The following is a 15,510-nucleotide window of genomic DNA, read 5'->3' as shown; positions in this document are numbered from 1 at the left end:
CGGGCCCTTCCTCACACCGCCGGGAGGCGCAGCTCGGCGAGGACGGCCCGGTGGTCGCTGCCGGGCAGCGCGTACACGGCCACCGAGCGGACCGCGATGCGCCGGTCGGCCAGCACGTGGTCGATGGTGACCGGCGGGATCAGGTCGCCGTCGTACGGCCCCCAGGTGCCGGCGAGCCCGGCGCCGGCCGCGTCGGCGGCGTCGACGTACCCGGTGGCGATCAGTTCCCGCAGCGGGGCGTGGTCGAGCGTGGCGTTGAAGTCCCCGGCCAGGATGCTCAGCCGCCCCCGCGGGGTGGCCGGTGGCTGCCCCCGCAGGTCGGTCCGCCACTCCGGCACGACACCGACGGACCACGGAGCGGCCGGATGCGCCGACTCCACCCGCACGGGTGGCGCGCCCGGCAGCGCCAGGGTCCCGTACGCCTGCGTGAAGAAGAAGCCCTGGTTGCGCCGGAACCCGCCGTCGCTCAGCGGGAAGCGCGCGTACACGCCGGAGCCGGTGGTGCCGACCTCCGGGTTCAGCACCCGGTACGGCAGCAGGGTGGCCAGCCCGTGGCGGTCCAGCTCGGCCGCGACCTGCGGGGTGAACTCCTGCACGGTCAGCACGTCGACCCGCCGGTCGCGGACCAGACCGACCAACCGGCCCGGGTCGGCGCCGCCCACGAGCAGGTTGGCGGTGAGCAGGCGCAGCGCCGGGCCGTCGACCGCCGGCTGGGTGGCGGCGACCGCGCGCGGCGCCACCGCGATGATCAGCACCAGGGTGGTGGCCGCCGCGACCACCGCCGCCCCGCGCTGCCGCAGGGCGAGCGCCAGCACCAGCGGCACCAGCGAGCCGGCCGCGGCGTACGGCGTGAAGGCGATCGCCTGCACCATCGGCCCCCGGTCCGACCAGCCGAGCCGGAGCACCGCCCAGGCGGCCGCGAGCGCGACGGGGAGCCAGCACGCCACCGTCGCGATCCGGCGGGTCCCGGCTCCGGTCCGCGCCTCGTCCGTCGTCGTGGTCACGGCCGTCACCGTACCGTCCCGGGGGCTCGTGGCGTGCCCCGCAACGGCATTTCGTGAATGGTCGCCCATTCGCCTTTCGCGATTCTTCAAGCTGCCGCGAGGAGGCGAAACGCAAATGTGAGCTATTGACCTGCTGCTTTTTGCGGTGCTACTTTCCAGGTGGTTGCGACGTCCCAACTCTGCGTAGTAATCCCAGCTCAGGTCGGGTGTGTGTGGTGCGCGAGTAGCTCGATCTCCCGATGGATCCGCTATTTTTCGCCCGGCTTTCCCCCGGTAGTGAACCGACCCGCGAATCGCGGGCCGGCCGTATCAGCACGGTCACAAAAGGGAGACCTGTCATGGCCATGTTCCTCAGACGCAAGGCGGCGCTGGTAGCGCTCGGCGTCCTGACCCTCACCCTGGCCGGCGGGGGCATCGCGGCCGCCGCCCACCCGCCGGCGAAGGCTGCGGCCGAGGCCGCCCAACCCGGCGTCCGGCAGCCCGGCCACCAGCCTCCGGTGACCGCCGCCGAGTCCCGGGCGGCGACCGCCGCGATGCGAGCCACCCTCGCCCCGCCCGCCGCCGGCACGGTCGCCTGGGCCGTCGTCAGCAGCAACGGCACCTTGCTCCAGCACTCGGGCAACGTCGTGGCCGCCTCGAAGTTCGCCAGCAACCTGCCGGGCCAGAACGCCGGGCAGTACCAGGTGACGCTCGACTACGACGCGCACCTCAAGGCGTTCGGCGCGACCATCGGCACCAACGACCCGAACAACGTCCCGCCGAGCGGCGAGGTCTCGGTCGCGCCCCGGTACCTGATCCCCAACGCCGTCTTCGTGCAGACCCGCAACTCCTCCGGCGGGTTCGCGGACAAGCCGTTCCACATCGTCATCGCCAACTGATCCGCCCCGCCCAGCTGGCCCCCGCTCCGGCGGGGGCCAGCGCCGTACCCGCCTTCGGCAGGGGCCAAGCGCCGTACCCACGCCGGCGGGCCGTACGGTCCGGCCCGGCCTGCGCCGACCCGCCCCGCTCGTACCGTTGCGGCGCGGTCGGGGGACTCGTCCTCTTAGCGGCCCGGAACGACCCGTCAGGGGCCGACAATCCCACGTTTGCCCCGGTGGCAGCACGGGAAGCAAGCACCGTGACGGACATCTCGGACACCCTGGCCAGCGTGCCCAGCCCGGTCGACGTCGATGCTGACGACGTCGAGTTGGAGCAGACGCTATTCGAGGTCAAACGCGTGATCGTGGGGCAGGACCGCCTCGTCGAACGGCTGCTCACCGCCCTGGTCGCCGACGGACACTGCCTGCTCGAGGGCGTGCCGGGCGTGGCCAAGACCCTCGCCGCGCAGACCCTCGCCACCGTCGTCGGCGGCACCTTCTCCCGCATCCAGTTCACCCCCGACCTGGTGCCCTCGGACATCGTCGGTACCCGTATCTACCGCGCCTCCACCGAGGCCTTCGACGTCGAGTTGGGCCCGGTCATGGCGAACCTGGTGCTCGCCGACGAGATCAACCGCGCCCCGGCCAAGGTGCAGTCGGCGCTGCTGGAGGCGATGGCCGAGCGGCAGGTCTCGATCGGCGGCCGGACCTGGCCGGTGCCCGAGCCGTTCCTGGTGCTCGCCACCCAGAATCCGATCGAGTCGGAGGGTGTCTACCAGCTTCCCGAGGCCCAGCGGGACCGGTTCCTCATGAAGATCGTCGTCGACTACCCGAGCGAGGCCGACGAACTGGCCATCCTCTACCGCATGAGCAGCGACCGGCCGACACCGCGACCGGTGCTCAACCCGGCCCGACTGCGCGAACTCCAGCGCCGCGCCAGTCAGGTCTTCGTCCACCACGCGCTCGCCGAGTACGTGGTCCGGCTCATCCTCGCCACCCGGGACCCGGGCCGCTTCGGGCTGCCCGACATCGCGCCGCTGCTGGCGTACGGGGCCAGTCCCCGGGCCACCCTCGGACTGGTCGCCGCCGCCCGCGCCCAGGCGCTGATCCGGGGGCGGGAGTACGTGCTCCCCGAGGACGTCCGGGACCTGGCGGTGGACGTGCTGTCCCACCGGCTGGTGCTCACCTTCGACGCGGTGGCCGACGGCGTCTCCGCCGACGCGGTGGTACGCCGGCTGATCGAGGCGGTGCCGCCGCCCCGGGTCGCCGCCGGTCGTCCCGAGGCGGCACCCGACCTGGCGGCGGCATGAGGCGCCGGGCCACGGCGACGCTGCCCGAGCCCGGCCTGGTGGATCTCGCCCCCGACCAGCGGCTGCGCCGACTCGAACTGGCCGTCACCCGCCGCCTCGACGGGCTGCTGCACGGCCAGTACCGCGGCCTGCTGCCCGGCCCCGGCAGCGAGGTGGCCGGCAGCCGGGAGTACCGCCCCGGTGAGGACGAGGTACGCCGGATGGACTGGGCGGTCACCGCGCGGACCACGGTGCCGCACGTCCGCGAGGTGGACGCCGACCGGGAGCTGACCACCTGGCTGCTGGTCGACGCCAGCCCCAGCATGGAGTACGGCACCGCCACGCTGGACAAGCGCGAGCTGGCGGTGGCCGCCGTGGCGGCCGTCGGGTTCCTCACCGCGGGCGTCGGCAACCGCCTCGGCGCGCAGATCCTCGCCCCCGGGGGCGTACGCCGGTTCCCGGCCCGCGGCGGGCGGACGCACCTGCTCGGGCTGCTGCGTGCTCTGCTCGGCGCGCCGCGCACCGGTGGGTACGAGGAGTCCGGGACGCCCGGTGGCGGGCCGGCACGGGACGCGCCGCGACCGGGAGTCGTCGCCCCACCGGCCCTCACCGACGGGCTGGCCGGCGTCCAGCGGGTGGCCACCCGGCGCGGCCTGGTGGTGGTTGTCTCCGACTTCCTCGACGGGCTGCCCGACGACCCGGACGCCGCCCCGGCCTGGGAGACGGCGTTGCGCCGGCTCGCCGTCCGGCACCAGGTGCTCGCGGTGGAGGTGACCGACCCGCGCGAGCTGGAACTGCCGGACGTCGGCCTGGTCACCCTGGTCGACCCGGAGACGGGGCAGCGCCGCGAGGTGTGGACCGGCGACCGCGGCCTGCGCGAGCGGTACGCCCAGGCCGCCGCCGCCCAGCGCGACCAGGTGCGCCACGTGTTGCGCCGGGCCGGGGCGACCCACCTGGCGCTGCGCACCGACCGGGACTGGGCCGCCGACATCGTGCGGCACGTGCACCACCAGCGCCGGCTGGCCACCGCGCCCGCCGCGGCCCGGGGAGGTACCGCGTGACCTGGCAGTCGCCCGCCCGGCTCCTGCTCCTGCTCGGCGTCGCCGCCCTGCTCGTCGGCTACCTGGCGATGCAGCGCCGGCAGAGCCGGTACGCCGTCCGCTTCACCAACCTGCGCCTGCTGGACCGGGTCGCGCCGCACCGACCGGCCTGGCGCCGGCACGTGCCGGCGGGGCTCTTCCTCGCCATGCTCGCGCTGCTGGTGGTCGGTTTCGCCCGGCCCAGCGCCGAGGTACGGGTGCCCCGGGAACGGGCCACCGTCATGGTGGCGGTGGACGTCTCCACCTCGATGCTCGCCACCGACGTCGACCCGGACCGGCTGACCGCCGCCAAACAGGCCGCCCGCCGGTTCGTGGACGGACTGCCGAAGGAGTTCAACGTCGGGCTGGTCGCCTTCGCCGGCAGCGCGGCGGTGCTGGTCCCGCCGGGCACCGACCGGGACGCCCTGCACGAGGGGATCGGCCGGCTCGCCGAGGGGGTCACCGGCGTCCAGGGCACCGCGATCGGCGAGGCGATCAGCACCTCGCTGGGCGCGGTGAAGAGCCTCGACGCCAAGGCCGCCAAGGATCCGCCGCCGGCCCGGATCATCATCCTGTCCGACGGCGCGAACACCTCCGGGATGGACCCGATGGAGGCCGCCGCCCAGGCCGTGACGGACAAGGTCCCGGTGCACGCGATCTCGTTCGGCACCCCGTCCGGGTTCGTGGACCGGGGCGGGCGGCCGATCCAGGTGCCGGTCGACGGGCAGACCCTCAAGGCGGTCGCGGAGGAGACCGGGGGCGGCTTCCACGAGGCGAGCACCAGCGCCGAACTGCGCGCCGTGTACGAGGACATCGGCACGTCGGTCGGCTATCGCAAGGAACGGCAGGACATCTCCGCCCGCTTCATCGGCCTGGGACTGGTCCTCGCCATGGGCGCGGCCGCCGGATCCCTGCGGTGGTTCTCCCGGCTGCCCTGATCCGCACCACCCACCCGGCATGTCGGCACGACACGTGAGGAGCCAGGTATGGCAGTGCAGACCGGACTCGGCGAGCCGCGCGGCCCGTGGTTCGTCTCACCGGAGCTGGATCCGGACGGGCGTGGGCGCTGGGACGTACCCGGATCGGAGCGGGCCGGCCCGGGGCGCCGGACCTGGCGCGGCCGGCTGTTGAGCGCGCTGGCGGTGGTGGCCCTCTCCACGTTCTCCGGGGCGGCGGCGGGCACCTGGGTGGCCGGCCGCGACGGGCCCGGGTCGGCCCCGGCCTCCGCCGCGCCGGTACCGGCGGAGCTGGTCACCGCCGCCGAGAAGACGGTGCCCGGGGTGGTCTCGGTGATGGTCGGCGGGGCGTCCGCCTCCTCGGCCAGCGGCTCCGGCTTCGCGATCGACCACGAGCAGCACATCGTGACCAACGACCACATCCTGGCCAAGGGAGGCGCCGGCCCGGTGACCGTGGAGACCTCCGACGGCCGCCGGTTCACCGCCGAGGTGGTGGGTCGGGAGCCGAGCAGCGACCTGGCGGTGCTCAAGGTGCCCGCGGGGGCCGGGCTGTCACCGCTGCCGCTGGCCAAGCCCAACACCACCCGGGTCGGCGAGCCGGTGCTCGCGGTCGGTTCGCCGCTCGGCCTGGCCGGCACGGTGACCGCCGGTATCGTCAGCGCGCTCAACCGGCAGGTGCGCATCGGCAACGGCCGGCACACCGCGGTACAGACCGACGCCTCGATCAACCCGGGCAACTCGGGTGGCCCGCTGGTCAACGCGCGGGGCGAGGTGGTCGGGGTGAACACGGCCATCGCCACGATCGACGGCAACGGCTCGATCGGCATCGGGTTCGCGATCCCCATCGACCAGGTGCAGCAGACCGCCGACACGATCATCGGTCGGGGCGGCTGACCCGGCGCCGGCCGGCCGGCGCCGACGGCCGCGGCGGTGACCTGCGGAAGCTCTCAGACCTTCCGGCCGGATCGGGTGAACTGTCGGATATCCGGCGCGGGACCATCGGGCCATGGAAATATTACGGTGAGTATGGATACTGGCGTGGGTGGAGCAAGCTGTCATCGCGGCCCTCCTCCTGATGGGCCTGGTCATCGGCGCCGGCATCGGCGCGGCATACGCCCGTGCGAAGCGTGGCTGGAAGGACTACCGGACCGCCCGGAACATCGTCCCCGGCGCCCGGCGGACCGCCTGGCTGGCGACCCGCGCGGTCATCACCAAGGTGGGCGTGATCGCCCTGCTGCTCGTCGGCGCGGCCGCCTACGCGGCGGTCGGGTCGGACCACGAGCGGGCGGGTCCCGCGCCCACCCCGACCGCCACCCCCACCCCCGGTCACCCGGTTCGGCGATAGCCTCAGGGCGTGGATGACGGACTCCGGGTGACCGAGCGACTCGTGGTCCCCGCCGCCGAGCTGCGGGAACGCTTCTCCCGCTCGTCGGGGCCGGGCGGCCAGGGGGTGAACACCGCCGACTCCCGGGTGGAGTTGAGCTTCGACCTGGCCAACTCGCCGAGCGTGCCCGACCCCCTGCGTGCCCGCGCGCTGGAGCGGCTCGCCGGCCGGCTGGTCGACGGCGTGCTGACCGTAGCCGCCAGCGAGCACCGGGCGCAACTGGCCAACCGGGAGGCTGCCCGCGACCGGCTGGCCGCCCTGCTGCGCGAGGCGGTCGCCCCGCCGCCGAAGCCGCGCCGCCCGACCCGCCCGTCCCGCGCGGCGAAGGAGCGCCGCCTGGCCGAGAAGAAGCGCCAGTCCCAGCGCAAGCGCGAGCGGCGGGTGGACGGCGACTGACCGGCCGCGCCCGGGAAAACGGTTTGTGACGCACCCGCGCCCGGCCGACAATTCGCCGCGTGCCCGTCGACTTCTCCGTCAAGCCCACCCTCACCGGCGACCGGGTCGTGCTGCGCCCGTTCGTCGTCGACGACGACGTCGCCGCCTTTCAGGACGCCCTGGCCGACCCGGAGGTGGCCCGGCTCACCGGCAGCCCGCCCGGGGACGCCTTCGACCTCAACCGGCTCCGCGCCTGGTACGGCACCCGCAACAGCCAGCCGGACCGGCTCGACCTGGCCGTGGTGGACCGGGCGACCGGGGCCTGCGTCGGCGAGGTGGTCCTCAACGAGTGGGACGGCCACAACCGCAGCTGCAACTTCCGTACCCTGATCGGGCCCGCCGGCCGCGACCGGGGCCTCGGCACCGAGGCGGTCCGGCTGATCGTCGGGTACGGCTTCGAGCAGCTCGGCCTGCACCGGATCTCGCTGGAGGTGTTCGCCTTCAACCCGCGCGCCCGCCGGGTCTACGAGAAGGTCGGCTTCGTCGCCGAGGGCACGCTGCGCCAGGTGCTCCGCGACGGCGACGACTGGGTCGACGCCACCGTCATGTCGATCCTCGCGCCCGAGTGGGCCGCGCACCGGGGGTACCCGGCGGGCTGAGTCCGGCAATCGGGACCGGGGCGTGCGGACATCCTGGAGCTCTACCGGAGTCGGTCGCATTCCGCGATCAGGCGCGAACGCAGGGGCGCGGCCCGTTCCGCGAACGACCGCTGTGCCAGCACGTACTCGTGCCGGCCCTCGACGGTTTCGACTCGGACGGGCGAGTAGCCCAGCTCGGCGAGGTCGTACGGGGAGGCCCGCATGTCCAGGGTCCGGATCTCTCTCGCCAGCTCGAAGCAGTCGGCTACGAGTTCCGCGGGGACCAGGGGCGAGAGTTTGTAGGAATACTTGTAGAGGTCCATGTTGGCGTGCAGGCAGCCCGGCTGCTCCAGCGCGTGCTGGGTCTCCCGCGTCGGGGTCAGCAGGTTCAGCGGCCGGGCCGGCGCGGTGAAGAAGCGGTACGCGTCGAAGTGGCTGCACCGTACGCCCCGCTCCTCGACGACGGCGGCGGTGGCCTCCGGGCCGAGCCGGAGCGGCCAGGAGTTGTGGCGTACCTCGTCCTGGGTCTGCCGGTAGACCATCGCCCACTCGTGCATCCCGAAACAGCCGAGGTGGGCCGGGCGGGCGGCGGTCGCCGCGAGCAGCGTACGGATCCAGTCGATCGACTCGGCGCGCCGCGCGCGTACCCGGTCGGTGTCGAGGGTGAGCCCGGCGGCGGTGGTGCAGTAGTCCCGGCCGAACTCGGCCGGGTCCGCGTCGCGCAGCACCACCCCCGCGCCCGGGTGCCAGCGGCGCAGCTGGGCGGGGCGGTGCGAGTAGTAGGTGAAGAGGAAGTCCTCCACCGGGTGCTTCACGCCGGAGCGCCGCCGGGCCAGGTGCGGTGTCAGCCAGGCGTCCACCCGCTGCTCGTGGGCGCGCCGCCGGGTCTGCCAGTCGGCCGCGTCGAGCGCGGTGGCGGGGGCGAGGGCGGCGGTCACGGACCCCAGGGTACGACCGCCGCCCGGCCTCCGGTCAGGGCACGTCCACCCGGACGCCGGCCGAGAAGACGCCGCTGCGCAGCTCCAACTGCTTGGGCTGGTCGCCGCCGCGCACGGTGAAGACGAGCGGAAGGATCACCCGGCTCCCGGCGGCGACCGGCTGGGCGAAGACGTCTCGCCCGAGGTTGGCGACCCGGGTGGCGTCCTCGTCGGCGGCGACCCAGTTGCCGTCCGGCAGGTACGCCCGTTGCAGCTCCCCGTGCCAGGTCTGCTCGTCCGACGTGAGGTTGCGCACCCCGACCGTGGCCAGGCACTGCCGGCCGCCGGCCGTGGCGGAGGGCAGCGCCCCGGCACCACAGACCACCCGGTAGACGGTGAACTCGAACGCGGACTCGCGCAGCGGGGTGCCGACCGCCCCGGTCACGCTCCTGCCCATCCACGCGCCGCTGGTCGGTTGCTTGGCGGTGTCGATCGCGGCGACCCGCTGGGTGGCGGTCCACGCCGCCGCCCCGACCACGCCGGCCAGCACCGCCACGGCGACCCCGACCATCAGCCACAGCGGCGGGGTGCGGCGCCCGGCCCGGGTCGGCAGCGCCGGGCGCGGATAGACCGTGCCCCGCTCCGGCGGGCCGGCCGCCCCGCCCGCGAGGGTCGGAGCGCCGGCGCTCGTCGCCGCCGGACCGGCCGGCGCCAGGTCGGAACGCTGCCGGCGGCGGAACCGCCACGCGAGCACGCCGGGGGTGACGACCAGGAGCACGGCCAGCCCGGCCAGCAGCACCGGCGGCCGGCGCCACCCGGGTGTCGCCGCCGTCGCCGCCGCGGCCGTCGCGCCGTCCGTCCAGGTCGCCGTGGCGCAGTCGTACGGCCGGGTGCTGTCCGTGCCGTACGCGCAGGCGGGCGCGGACACCGGCCGCCCGGCCGCGGTCGTGCTGAGGGCGGTGTGCAGGGTGGTGGTGCCCTGCGCCGGCAGCCGCAGCCGCCAGGTCACCTCGCGGGAGCTGGCGGAGCCGGCCCCGGGGGCGACCCGACCGCCCGAACTCACCATGGTCGCTGTCGATCCCGCCGGCAGCTGCTGCCGTACGGTCGTCTCGACCACGCTGTTCCCGCCGTTGCGCAGCTGGATCTGGTAGCCGGGCGCCGGGGTGTTGGCCGCGGTCATCGCCACGGTGACCGGCGGATTCGACATCGGGACCGGTGCCGGCTTCGCGGGTGGCACCGCCGGTGGGGCCGCCGGCGCCCCGGTCGGGATGGGTGTCGCGCGGTCCACCGGGGCGGCCGGTGCCGCCGCCGGGGCCGGATTCGCGGGTGCGGCCGCGGCCCGGGGCGCCGCGGCGGGCAGGGCCGGTAGGGCGGCGATGACCCCGAGGCAGTTCACGATCACGGCCAGGGATCTGTGGTGTCGTCTCGTTGCAGTCATGGGCCGAACCTCCCGGACCCGAAGCTATGGGCCCCGGCCCGCCGTGCGGGTACGAAGTTGGCATTCCCGCCGCTGGCGGCGCGCGGCGGCGTACCCTGGCGCGTCCACGCCCGGCGAGGGCGTGGCGCGCCGCCGTCCAGGGCTGACAGGGCGTTGCCGCGTCCGGCGATGACGCCACGCCGGCGTCCGGCGTGGCCCGCGCGGCGGCGGCGATAGATTGGCCGGGTGCGTATCGCTCGTTTCGCTCATGCCAAGGGAATGTCGTTCGGGGTCGTCGAGGGGGAGCCGGGGGTCGGGCCGCAGGGCCTGACCATCGCCGAGATCGAGGGGCACCCGTTCGGGCAGCTCCAGTTCTCCGGTGCCCGGTGGGCGCTCTCCGACGTCCGGCTGCTCTCGCCGATCCTGCCCAGCAAGGTGGTCTGCGTCGGCCGCAACTACGCCGAGCACGCCGCCGAGCACGGCAGCGAGGTGCCCAAGGAGCCGTTGCTCTTCCTCAAGCCGTCCACCTCCGTGATCGGGCCGCGGGACGCGATCCGCCTGCCGATCTTCTCGAAGCAGGTCGAGCACGAGGCGGAGCTGGCCGTGGTCATCGGCGCGCCGGGCGCGCGGCGCGCCGACCGGGCCGCCGCCGAGCGGGCCATCTTCGGCTACACCTGCGCCAACGACGTCACCGCCCGGGATCTGCAGCGCTCGGACGGGCAGTGGACCCGGGCCAAGGGCTTCGACTCGTTCTGCCCGCTCGGTCCGTGGATCACCACCGGGCTGGACGTGACCGACCTGGAGGTCCGTTGTGAGGTGGGCCGCAACCCGGAGGAGATGGAGGTGCGGCAGCTCGGTCGGACCAAGGACATGGTCTTCGACGTGCCGGCGCTGGTGTCGTACATCTCGCACGTGATGACGCTGCTCCCCGGCGACGTGGTGCTGACCGGGACCCCGGCGGGGGTTAGTCCGCTCACCGACGGGGATACCGTCACCGTGCGGATCGAGGGGATCGGCGAGCTCACCAACCAGGTGGTGCCGGTCGCCTGATCCGTCCGACGTCTCGTTTCCGCTGGTCAGGGGTGGTTCGAGGGATTGGATTTGGCCCCCCGGCACCGGGAGGGTAAAGTTCATTCCCGGCACCGCAAGGGGCCGATGGGGTATGGGGTAATTGGCAGCCCGACTGATTCTGGTTCAGTTAGTCTAGGTTCGAGTCCTGGTACCCCAGCGCAGCCGCGGATTCGCGAGAATCCCGGACGCTGGATTCTGGCGGAGCTCCGCTCCGCTCCTCAGCCGAGGGGCGGGAGATGATCTCTGATAGAGTCAGCTTCCCCGCTTCCGGGCGGGGGAGCAGATGGTTCTGGCCCCGTCGTCTAGCGGCCCAGGACGCCGCCCTCTCAAGGCGGTAGCGCCGGTTCGAATCCGGTCGGGGCTACAGCGTGCACAGCCCGTCCCACCTGGTGGGGCGGGCTGTTTCGTCATGCCCAGGTCTCGTCCGGCCATGCTCGGGTCCCGTCCCGCCCGTTCGGCTCGCGGTGCTGCCCGCGTCCTGCCGGTCGACGGATCGCCAGGGCCGGGACCCCGCCGCGAGGCGCGAACGCGATGCCGGTAGACTACTGCCCGCACCGCTCGTCAGGGCGGTGAAGCAGGAAAAGTGCCTGGCCCCGTCGTCTAGCGGCCCAGGACGCCGCCCTCTCAAGGCGGTAGCGCCGGTTCGAATCCGGTCGGGGCTACCACTGAACGGCCCGTCCCACTCCCGGGGCGGGCCGCTCGCGTTTCGCCCGTCCGGCGCACCGATGCCCGTTGATCATGAGGTTAGCGGCATTCTTGCTCTCTCGAACTGCCGCCAACCTCATGATCAACGGGGCTGGCGAGCGAGCGGGGCGAAATCAGAGGCCGGAGAGGCGCTGGCCGGCGCGGACGACGGCCATGGCGTGGCGTTCGCCGGGGCGGCGGCCGAGGCGCTCGATCGGGCCGGAGATGCTGATCGCCGCGATCACCCGGCCGGTCCGGTCCCGGATGGGCGCCGAGACGCTCGCCACACCGGCCTCCCGCTCGGCGACGCTCTGCGCCCAGCCGCGACGGCGTACCTCGGCCAGGGTGCGGCCGGTGAACTTCGACCGGGGCAGCAGCGGCATGACCGCCTCCGGCGGCTCCCAGGCGAGCAGGATCTGGGCTGCGGAACCGGCCGTCATGGGCAGCACCGAACCGACCGGCACGGTGTCCCGCAGGCCGCTGGCCCGCTCGGCGGCGGCCACGCAGATGCGCTCGTCGGCACGGCGCAGGTAGAGCTGGGCGCTCTCGCCGGTGGCGTCGCGCAGCGCGGAGAGCAGCGGCTCGGCCGCGGTGAGCAGCACGTCCGGCGCGGCGTTCGCCAGCTCGCCGAGCCGGGGGCCGGGGCGCCAGCGTCCCTGGGTGTCCCGGACCAGCATCCGGTGGATCTCCAGCGCCTGTGCCAGCCGGTGCGCGGTGGCCCGGGGCAGCTTGGTGCGTTCAACGAGTTCGGCCAGGCTGGCGCCGTTGACGCAGGCGGCCAGGATGACCACCGCCTTGTCGAGAACGCCGACACCGCTCATACTGTGTCCCACAAGCCGAAATTTACCTCCCAGAATTTAGGATGTCCAGATGGTGGGAGTCACTCAACCGAGGACCCTGGCCGAGAAGGTCTGGGACGCGCACGTCGTCCGCTCCGCCGACGGCGAGCCGGACCTGCTCTTCATCGACCTGCACCTGCTCCACGAGGTCACCAGCCCGCAGGCGTTCGACGGGCTCCGGCTGGCCGGGCGCCGGGTCCGCCGCACCGACCTGACGATCGCGACCGAGGACCACAACACCCCGACCGGGTACGACGATCCCGCGTTCCGATCCCGGCGCGGCGACCTGCTCACGATCGCGGACCCCACCTCCCGCACCCAGATCGAGACGCTGCGCCGCAACTGCGCCGAGTTCGGCGTACGGCTGCACCCGCTGGGCGACGAGAACCAGGGCATCGTGCACGTCATCGGCCCGCAGCTGGGCCTCACCCAGCCGGGCATGACGATCGTCTGCGGCGACTCGCACACCGCCACCCACGGCGCGTTCGGCGCGCTCGCCTTCGGCATCGGCACCAGCGAGGTGGAGCACGTGCTGGCCACCCAGACGCTGCCGCAGGCCCGGCCGAAGACCATGGCGGTGAACGTCGTCGGCCGGCTCGCCCCCGGCGTCACCGCCAAGGACCTGGTCCTCGCCCTGATCGCGCAGGTGGGCACCGGCGGCGGGCGCGGCCACATCGTCGAGTACCGGGGCGCGGCGATCCGTGACCTCTCCATGGAGGGGCGGATGACGATCGCCAACATGTCCATCGAGTGGGGTGCCAAGGCCGGCATGATCGCGCCGGACGAGACGACCTTCGCGTACCTGAAGGGGCGGCCGAACGCGCCGCAGGGGGCCGACTGGGACGCCGCGGTGGCGTACTGGAAGACGCTCCCCACCGACGAGGGGGCCACCTTCGACGCCGAGGTGACCCTGGACGCCAGCCGGATCACGCCGTTCGTCACCTGGGGCACCAACCCCGGTCAGGGCGCCCCGCTGGGCTCCGCCGTGCCCGACCCGGAGGAGTTCGTCACCGAGCCGGAGCGGGCCGCCGCCCGCCGGGCCCTGGAATACATGGACCTCAAGCCCGGAACCCCGCTGCGCGACCTGGCCGTCGACGTGGTCTTCGTCGGCTCCTGCACCAACGGCCGGCTGGAGGACCTCCGCGCCGCCGCCGACGTGCTGCGCGGCCACCAGGTCGCCGACGGCGTACGCATGCTGGTGGTCCCCGGGTCCGCCGCGGTGCGCGAGGCGGCCGAGGCGGAGGGGCTGGACAAGGTCTTCACCGACGCCGGCGCCGAGTGGCGCTTCGCCGGCTGCTCCATGTGTCTGGGCATGAACCCCGACACGCTGAAGCCGGGCCAGCGCTCGGCCTCGACCTCCAACCGCAACTTCGAGGGCCGCCAGGGCCGGGGCGGGCGTACCCACCTGGTGTCCCCGCCGGTCGCCGCCGCCACCGCCGTGGTCGGCCGGCTGGCCGCCCCCGCCGACCTGTAGAAGGGCAGCCGAGAGATGGACAAGTTCACCACCCACACCGGCACCGGAGTGCCGCTGCGCCGATCCAACGTGGACACCGATCAGATCATCCCCGCCGTGTACCTCAAGCGGGTGACCCGTACCGGTTTCGCCGACGGGCTCTTCAGCGCGTGGCGGGAGGACCCGTCATTCGTTCTCAACGATCCCGCCCATTCGGGTGCGTCGATTTTGATCGCCGGCCCCGAGTTCGGTACGGGCTCCTCCCGGGAGCACGCCGTCTGGGCCCTGCGGGACTGGGGCTTCCGTGCCGTGATCTCTCCTCGCTTCGGCGACATCTTCCGTGGCAACGCGCTGAAGGAAGGCCTCCTCCCGGTCGAGCTGGAATTGAAAGCGGTGGAGGAACTCTGGGATCTGGTGGAATCCGACCCCACCACTCCGGTCACCGTCGACCTCACCGCCCGCCAGGTCCACGCGGGGGACGCCACCTGGGCCTTCCCGCTGGACGACCACAGCCGCTGGCGGCTGATGGAGGGCTTGGATGACATTGGACTCACCCTCCGACACGAGGCCGAGATCGGCGCGTACGAGGCCCGCCGGCGGTCCTTCCTGCCCTCGGTGGCATAGCCGTAGGCCCGAGCGCAGATCCGTTTTCGCCCCCACCGGTTCCCCGGTGGGGGCGAATCCGTTACGACACAACGGCTTTTTTCCACCGAATGTTTGTGTCCCGGCAGCACAGGGCATACCGTGCGCGCAGAATGGCTCGCGTCGAGTCAGTTGCACAATCGGGAGGAAGTCGTGAACAAGGCCGAGCTCATCGAGGCGCTCGCCGTTCGCCTGGGGGACCGGAAGACGGCGACGGCCGCGCTCGACGCGGTCCTCGCTGAGGTCCAGGCGGCGGTCACCAAGGGCGAGAAGGTGGCGATCACCGGATTCGGAGCGTTCGAAAAGCGCGTCCGGGGCGCCCGAACAGCGCGCAACCCACGGACCGGCGAGGCGGTGAAGGTCAAGAAGACCTCCGTCCCGACCTTCCGTCCGGGTGCTGGCTTCAAGGAGATGGTGGCCAGCGGCAAGGTGCCGAAGAACACGGCCGCCGCCAAGAAGACCGCCGCGGCCGCCGCCAAGACCGCCGGCGCGAAGGCGGCCGGGGCCAAGGCGACCGGGGCGAAGAAGACCACCGCGGCCGGCGCCGCCAAGAAGACCACGGCGGCGAAGGCCGCCAAGACGACCGCCGCGGCGAAGAAGGCCGCGCCGGCGAAGAAGGCCGCGGCGGCCAAGACCACCGCGGCGAAGAAGACGACGGCCGCCAAGAAGACGACGGCCGCCAAGAAGACGACGGCGGCGAAGAAGACCACGGCCGCCAAGAAGGCACCCGCGAAGAAGGCGCCCGCCAAGAAGGCACCCGCCAAGAAGACGACGGCGGCGAAGAAGACCACGACCGCCAAGAAGGCACCGGCCAAGAAGACCGCGGCGCGGCGCTGAGGCGCCGCACGAGCGAGGCCGGTGAGCCGTTCCGCCCGACGCTCACCACCGCAGCGCTCAACAAGGCC

At 73.5% G+C, this 15,510-nt stretch carries 16 protein-coding genes and 3 tRNA genes; 15 read left to right on the top strand and 4 right to left on the bottom strand.

The genetic code is table 11. The annotated features are described in order from the left end of the window. Positions 1 to 11 precede the first annotated feature (11 nt). A complete protein-coding gene (locus tag ABZ570_RS06295) occupies positions 12 to 947 on the bottom strand; it encodes an endonuclease/exonuclease/phosphatase family protein (RefSeq protein WP_358057847.1) in 936 nt (311 codons plus the stop codon). A gap of 395 nt (positions 948 to 1,342) precedes the next feature. Here ABZ570_RS06295 and ABZ570_RS06290 point away from each other — a divergent pair, with 395 nt between their 5' ends. The 8 genes from ABZ570_RS06290 to ABZ570_RS06255 all read left to right on the top strand — a co-directional run bounded on the left by ABZ570_RS06290 (position 1,343) and on the right by ABZ570_RS06255 (position 7,603). Continuing rightward, complete coding sequence (locus tag ABZ570_RS06290; protein WP_358057653.1) at positions 1,343 to 1,882, top strand: hypothetical protein; 540 nt, start codon at positions 1,343 to 1,345, stop codon at positions 1,880 to 1,882. 239 nt (positions 1,883 to 2,121) lie between these two features. After that, the gene (locus ABZ570_RS06285; RefSeq protein ID WP_358057650.1) at positions 2,122 to 3,171 is read left to right on the top strand and encodes a MoxR family ATPase; all 1,050 of its coding nucleotides are present in this window, start codon (positions 2,122 to 2,124) and stop codon (positions 3,169 to 3,171) included. After that, positions 3,168 to 4,211, top strand: a complete 1,044-nt coding sequence (locus ABZ570_RS06280) for a DUF58 domain-containing protein (RefSeq protein ID WP_358057647.1) — start codon at positions 3,168 to 3,170, stop codon at positions 4,209 to 4,211. The genes ABZ570_RS06285 and ABZ570_RS06280 overlap by 4 nt, the downstream gene beginning before the upstream one ends. Next, complete coding sequence (locus ABZ570_RS06275; protein WP_358057644.1) at positions 4,208 to 5,167, top strand: VWA domain-containing protein; 960 nt, start codon at positions 4,208 to 4,210, stop codon at positions 5,165 to 5,167. Before ABZ570_RS06280 ends, ABZ570_RS06275 begins: the two co-directional genes overlap by 4 nt. A 48-nt stretch (positions 5,168 to 5,215) precedes the next feature. After that, on the top strand, positions 5,216 to 6,079 hold the full coding sequence (locus ABZ570_RS06270; protein ID WP_358057641.1) for a trypsin-like peptidase domain-containing protein: 864 nt from the start codon (positions 5,216 to 5,218) through the stop codon (positions 6,077 to 6,079). Positions 6,080 to 6,227: 148 nt separating this feature from the next. Beyond that, on the top strand, positions 6,228 to 6,530 hold the full coding sequence (locus ABZ570_RS06265; protein WP_358057638.1) for a hypothetical protein: 303 nt from the start codon (positions 6,228 to 6,230) through the stop codon (positions 6,528 to 6,530). Between the two features lie 9 nt (positions 6,531 to 6,539). Then, positions 6,540 to 6,965 (top strand): alternative ribosome rescue aminoacyl-tRNA hydrolase ArfB, encoded by a 426-nt coding sequence (gene arfB / locus ABZ570_RS06260; protein ID WP_358057635.1) that lies wholly within the window; start codon positions 6,540 to 6,542, stop codon positions 6,963 to 6,965. Positions 6,966 to 7,024: 59 nt separating this feature from the next. Continuing rightward, positions 7,025 to 7,603, top strand: coding sequence for a GNAT family protein (locus ABZ570_RS06255; RefSeq protein ID WP_358057632.1), 579 nt, complete (start codon positions 7,025 to 7,027; stop codon positions 7,601 to 7,603). Between the two features lie 41 nt (positions 7,604 to 7,644). Here ABZ570_RS06255 and ABZ570_RS06250 read toward each other — a convergent pair whose 3' ends face one another. Together ABZ570_RS06250 and ABZ570_RS06245 are read right to left on the bottom strand one after the other, a co-directional pair. Then, a complete protein-coding gene (locus tag ABZ570_RS06250) occupies positions 7,645 to 8,520 on the bottom strand; it encodes a 3-methyladenine DNA glycosylase (RefSeq protein ID WP_358057629.1) in 876 nt (291 codons plus the stop codon). Between the two features lie 34 nt (positions 8,521 to 8,554). Continuing rightward, complete coding sequence (locus ABZ570_RS06245) at positions 8,555 to 9,937, bottom strand: hypothetical protein (RefSeq protein ID WP_358057626.1); 1,383 nt, start codon at positions 9,935 to 9,937, stop codon at positions 8,555 to 8,557. Between the two features lie 225 nt (positions 9,938 to 10,162). Here ABZ570_RS06245 and ABZ570_RS06240 point away from each other — a divergent pair, with 225 nt between their 5' ends. The 4 genes from ABZ570_RS06240 (at position 10,163) to ABZ570_RS06225 (ending at position 11,652) form a co-directional block, all read left to right on the top strand. Continuing rightward, entirely contained in the window at positions 10,163 to 10,966 is an 804-nt protein-coding gene (locus tag ABZ570_RS06240; protein WP_358057623.1) for a fumarylacetoacetate hydrolase family protein, read from the top strand. Positions 10,967 to 11,072: 106 nt separating this feature from the next. Beyond that, a tRNA-Gln gene (locus ABZ570_RS06235) sits at positions 11,073 to 11,144 on the top strand. A gap of 134 nt (positions 11,145 to 11,278) precedes the next feature. After that, positions 11,279 to 11,351 (top strand) — tRNA-Glu (locus tag ABZ570_RS06230). Between the two features lie 225 nt (positions 11,352 to 11,576). Then, positions 11,577 to 11,652 (top strand) — tRNA-Glu (locus tag ABZ570_RS06225). Positions 11,653 to 11,805: 153 nt separating this feature from the next. Here the strand turns inward: ABZ570_RS06225 and ABZ570_RS06220 are convergent. After that, on the bottom strand, positions 11,806 to 12,492 hold the full coding sequence (locus tag ABZ570_RS06220) for an IclR family transcriptional regulator (protein WP_358057620.1): 687 nt from the start codon (positions 12,490 to 12,492) through the stop codon (positions 11,806 to 11,808). Between the two features lie 49 nt (positions 12,493 to 12,541). Between ABZ570_RS06220 and leuC the strand changes: the two genes are divergently transcribed. The 3 genes from leuC (at position 12,542) to ABZ570_RS06205 (ending at position 15,442) form a co-directional block, all read left to right on the top strand. Beyond that, positions 12,542 to 13,984, top strand: a complete 1,443-nt coding sequence (gene leuC, locus ABZ570_RS06215) for a 3-isopropylmalate dehydratase large subunit (protein WP_358057617.1) — start codon at positions 12,542 to 12,544, stop codon at positions 13,982 to 13,984. A 15-nt stretch (positions 13,985 to 13,999) separates the two neighbouring features. After that, complete coding sequence (gene leuD / locus ABZ570_RS06210) at positions 14,000 to 14,587, top strand: 3-isopropylmalate dehydratase small subunit (protein ID WP_358057615.1); 588 nt, start codon at positions 14,000 to 14,002, stop codon at positions 14,585 to 14,587. Between the two features lie 171 nt (positions 14,588 to 14,758). Then, positions 14,759 to 15,442 (top strand): HU family DNA-binding protein, encoded by a 684-nt coding sequence (locus tag ABZ570_RS06205; RefSeq protein WP_358057613.1) that lies wholly within the window; start codon positions 14,759 to 14,761, stop codon positions 15,440 to 15,442. Positions 15,443 to 15,510 lie beyond the last annotated feature (68 nt).

The organism is Micromonospora sp. NPDC007271 (assembly GCF_040634005.1).
GTDB lineage: Bacteria > Actinomycetota > Actinomycetes > Mycobacteriales > Micromonosporaceae > Micromonospora.
This window is presented reverse-complemented; position numbering and strand designations above follow the sequence as displayed.

What these genes read in the sequence shown, in the direction of transcription:
- ABZ570_RS06280 (WP_358057647.1), top strand. Translation starts at nt 3,168, where the DNA reads ATGAGGCGCCGGGCCACGGCGACGCTGCCCGAGCCCGGCCTGGTGGAT.
- ABZ570_RS06220 (WP_358057620.1), bottom strand. Translation starts at nt 12,492, where the DNA reads ATGAGCGGTGTCGGCGTTCTCGACAAGGCGGTGGTCATCCTGGCCGCC.
- leuD (WP_358057615.1), top strand. Translation starts at nt 14,000, where the DNA reads ATGGACAAGTTCACCACCCACACCGGCACCGGAGTGCCGCTGCGCCGA.
- ABZ570_RS06290 (WP_358057653.1), top strand. Translation starts at nt 1,343, where the DNA reads ATGGCCATGTTCCTCAGACGCAAGGCGGCGCTGGTAGCGCTCGGCGTC.
- ABZ570_RS06245 (WP_358057626.1), bottom strand. Translation starts at nt 9,937, where the DNA reads ATGACTGCAACGAGACGACACCACAGATCCCTGGCCGTGATCGTGAAC.
- leuC (WP_358057617.1), top strand. Translation starts at nt 12,542, where the DNA reads ATGGTGGGAGTCACTCAACCGAGGACCCTGGCCGAGAAGGTCTGGGAC.
- ABZ570_RS06270 (WP_358057641.1), top strand. Translation starts at nt 5,216, where the DNA reads ATGGCAGTGCAGACCGGACTCGGCGAGCCGCGCGGCCCGTGGTTCGTC.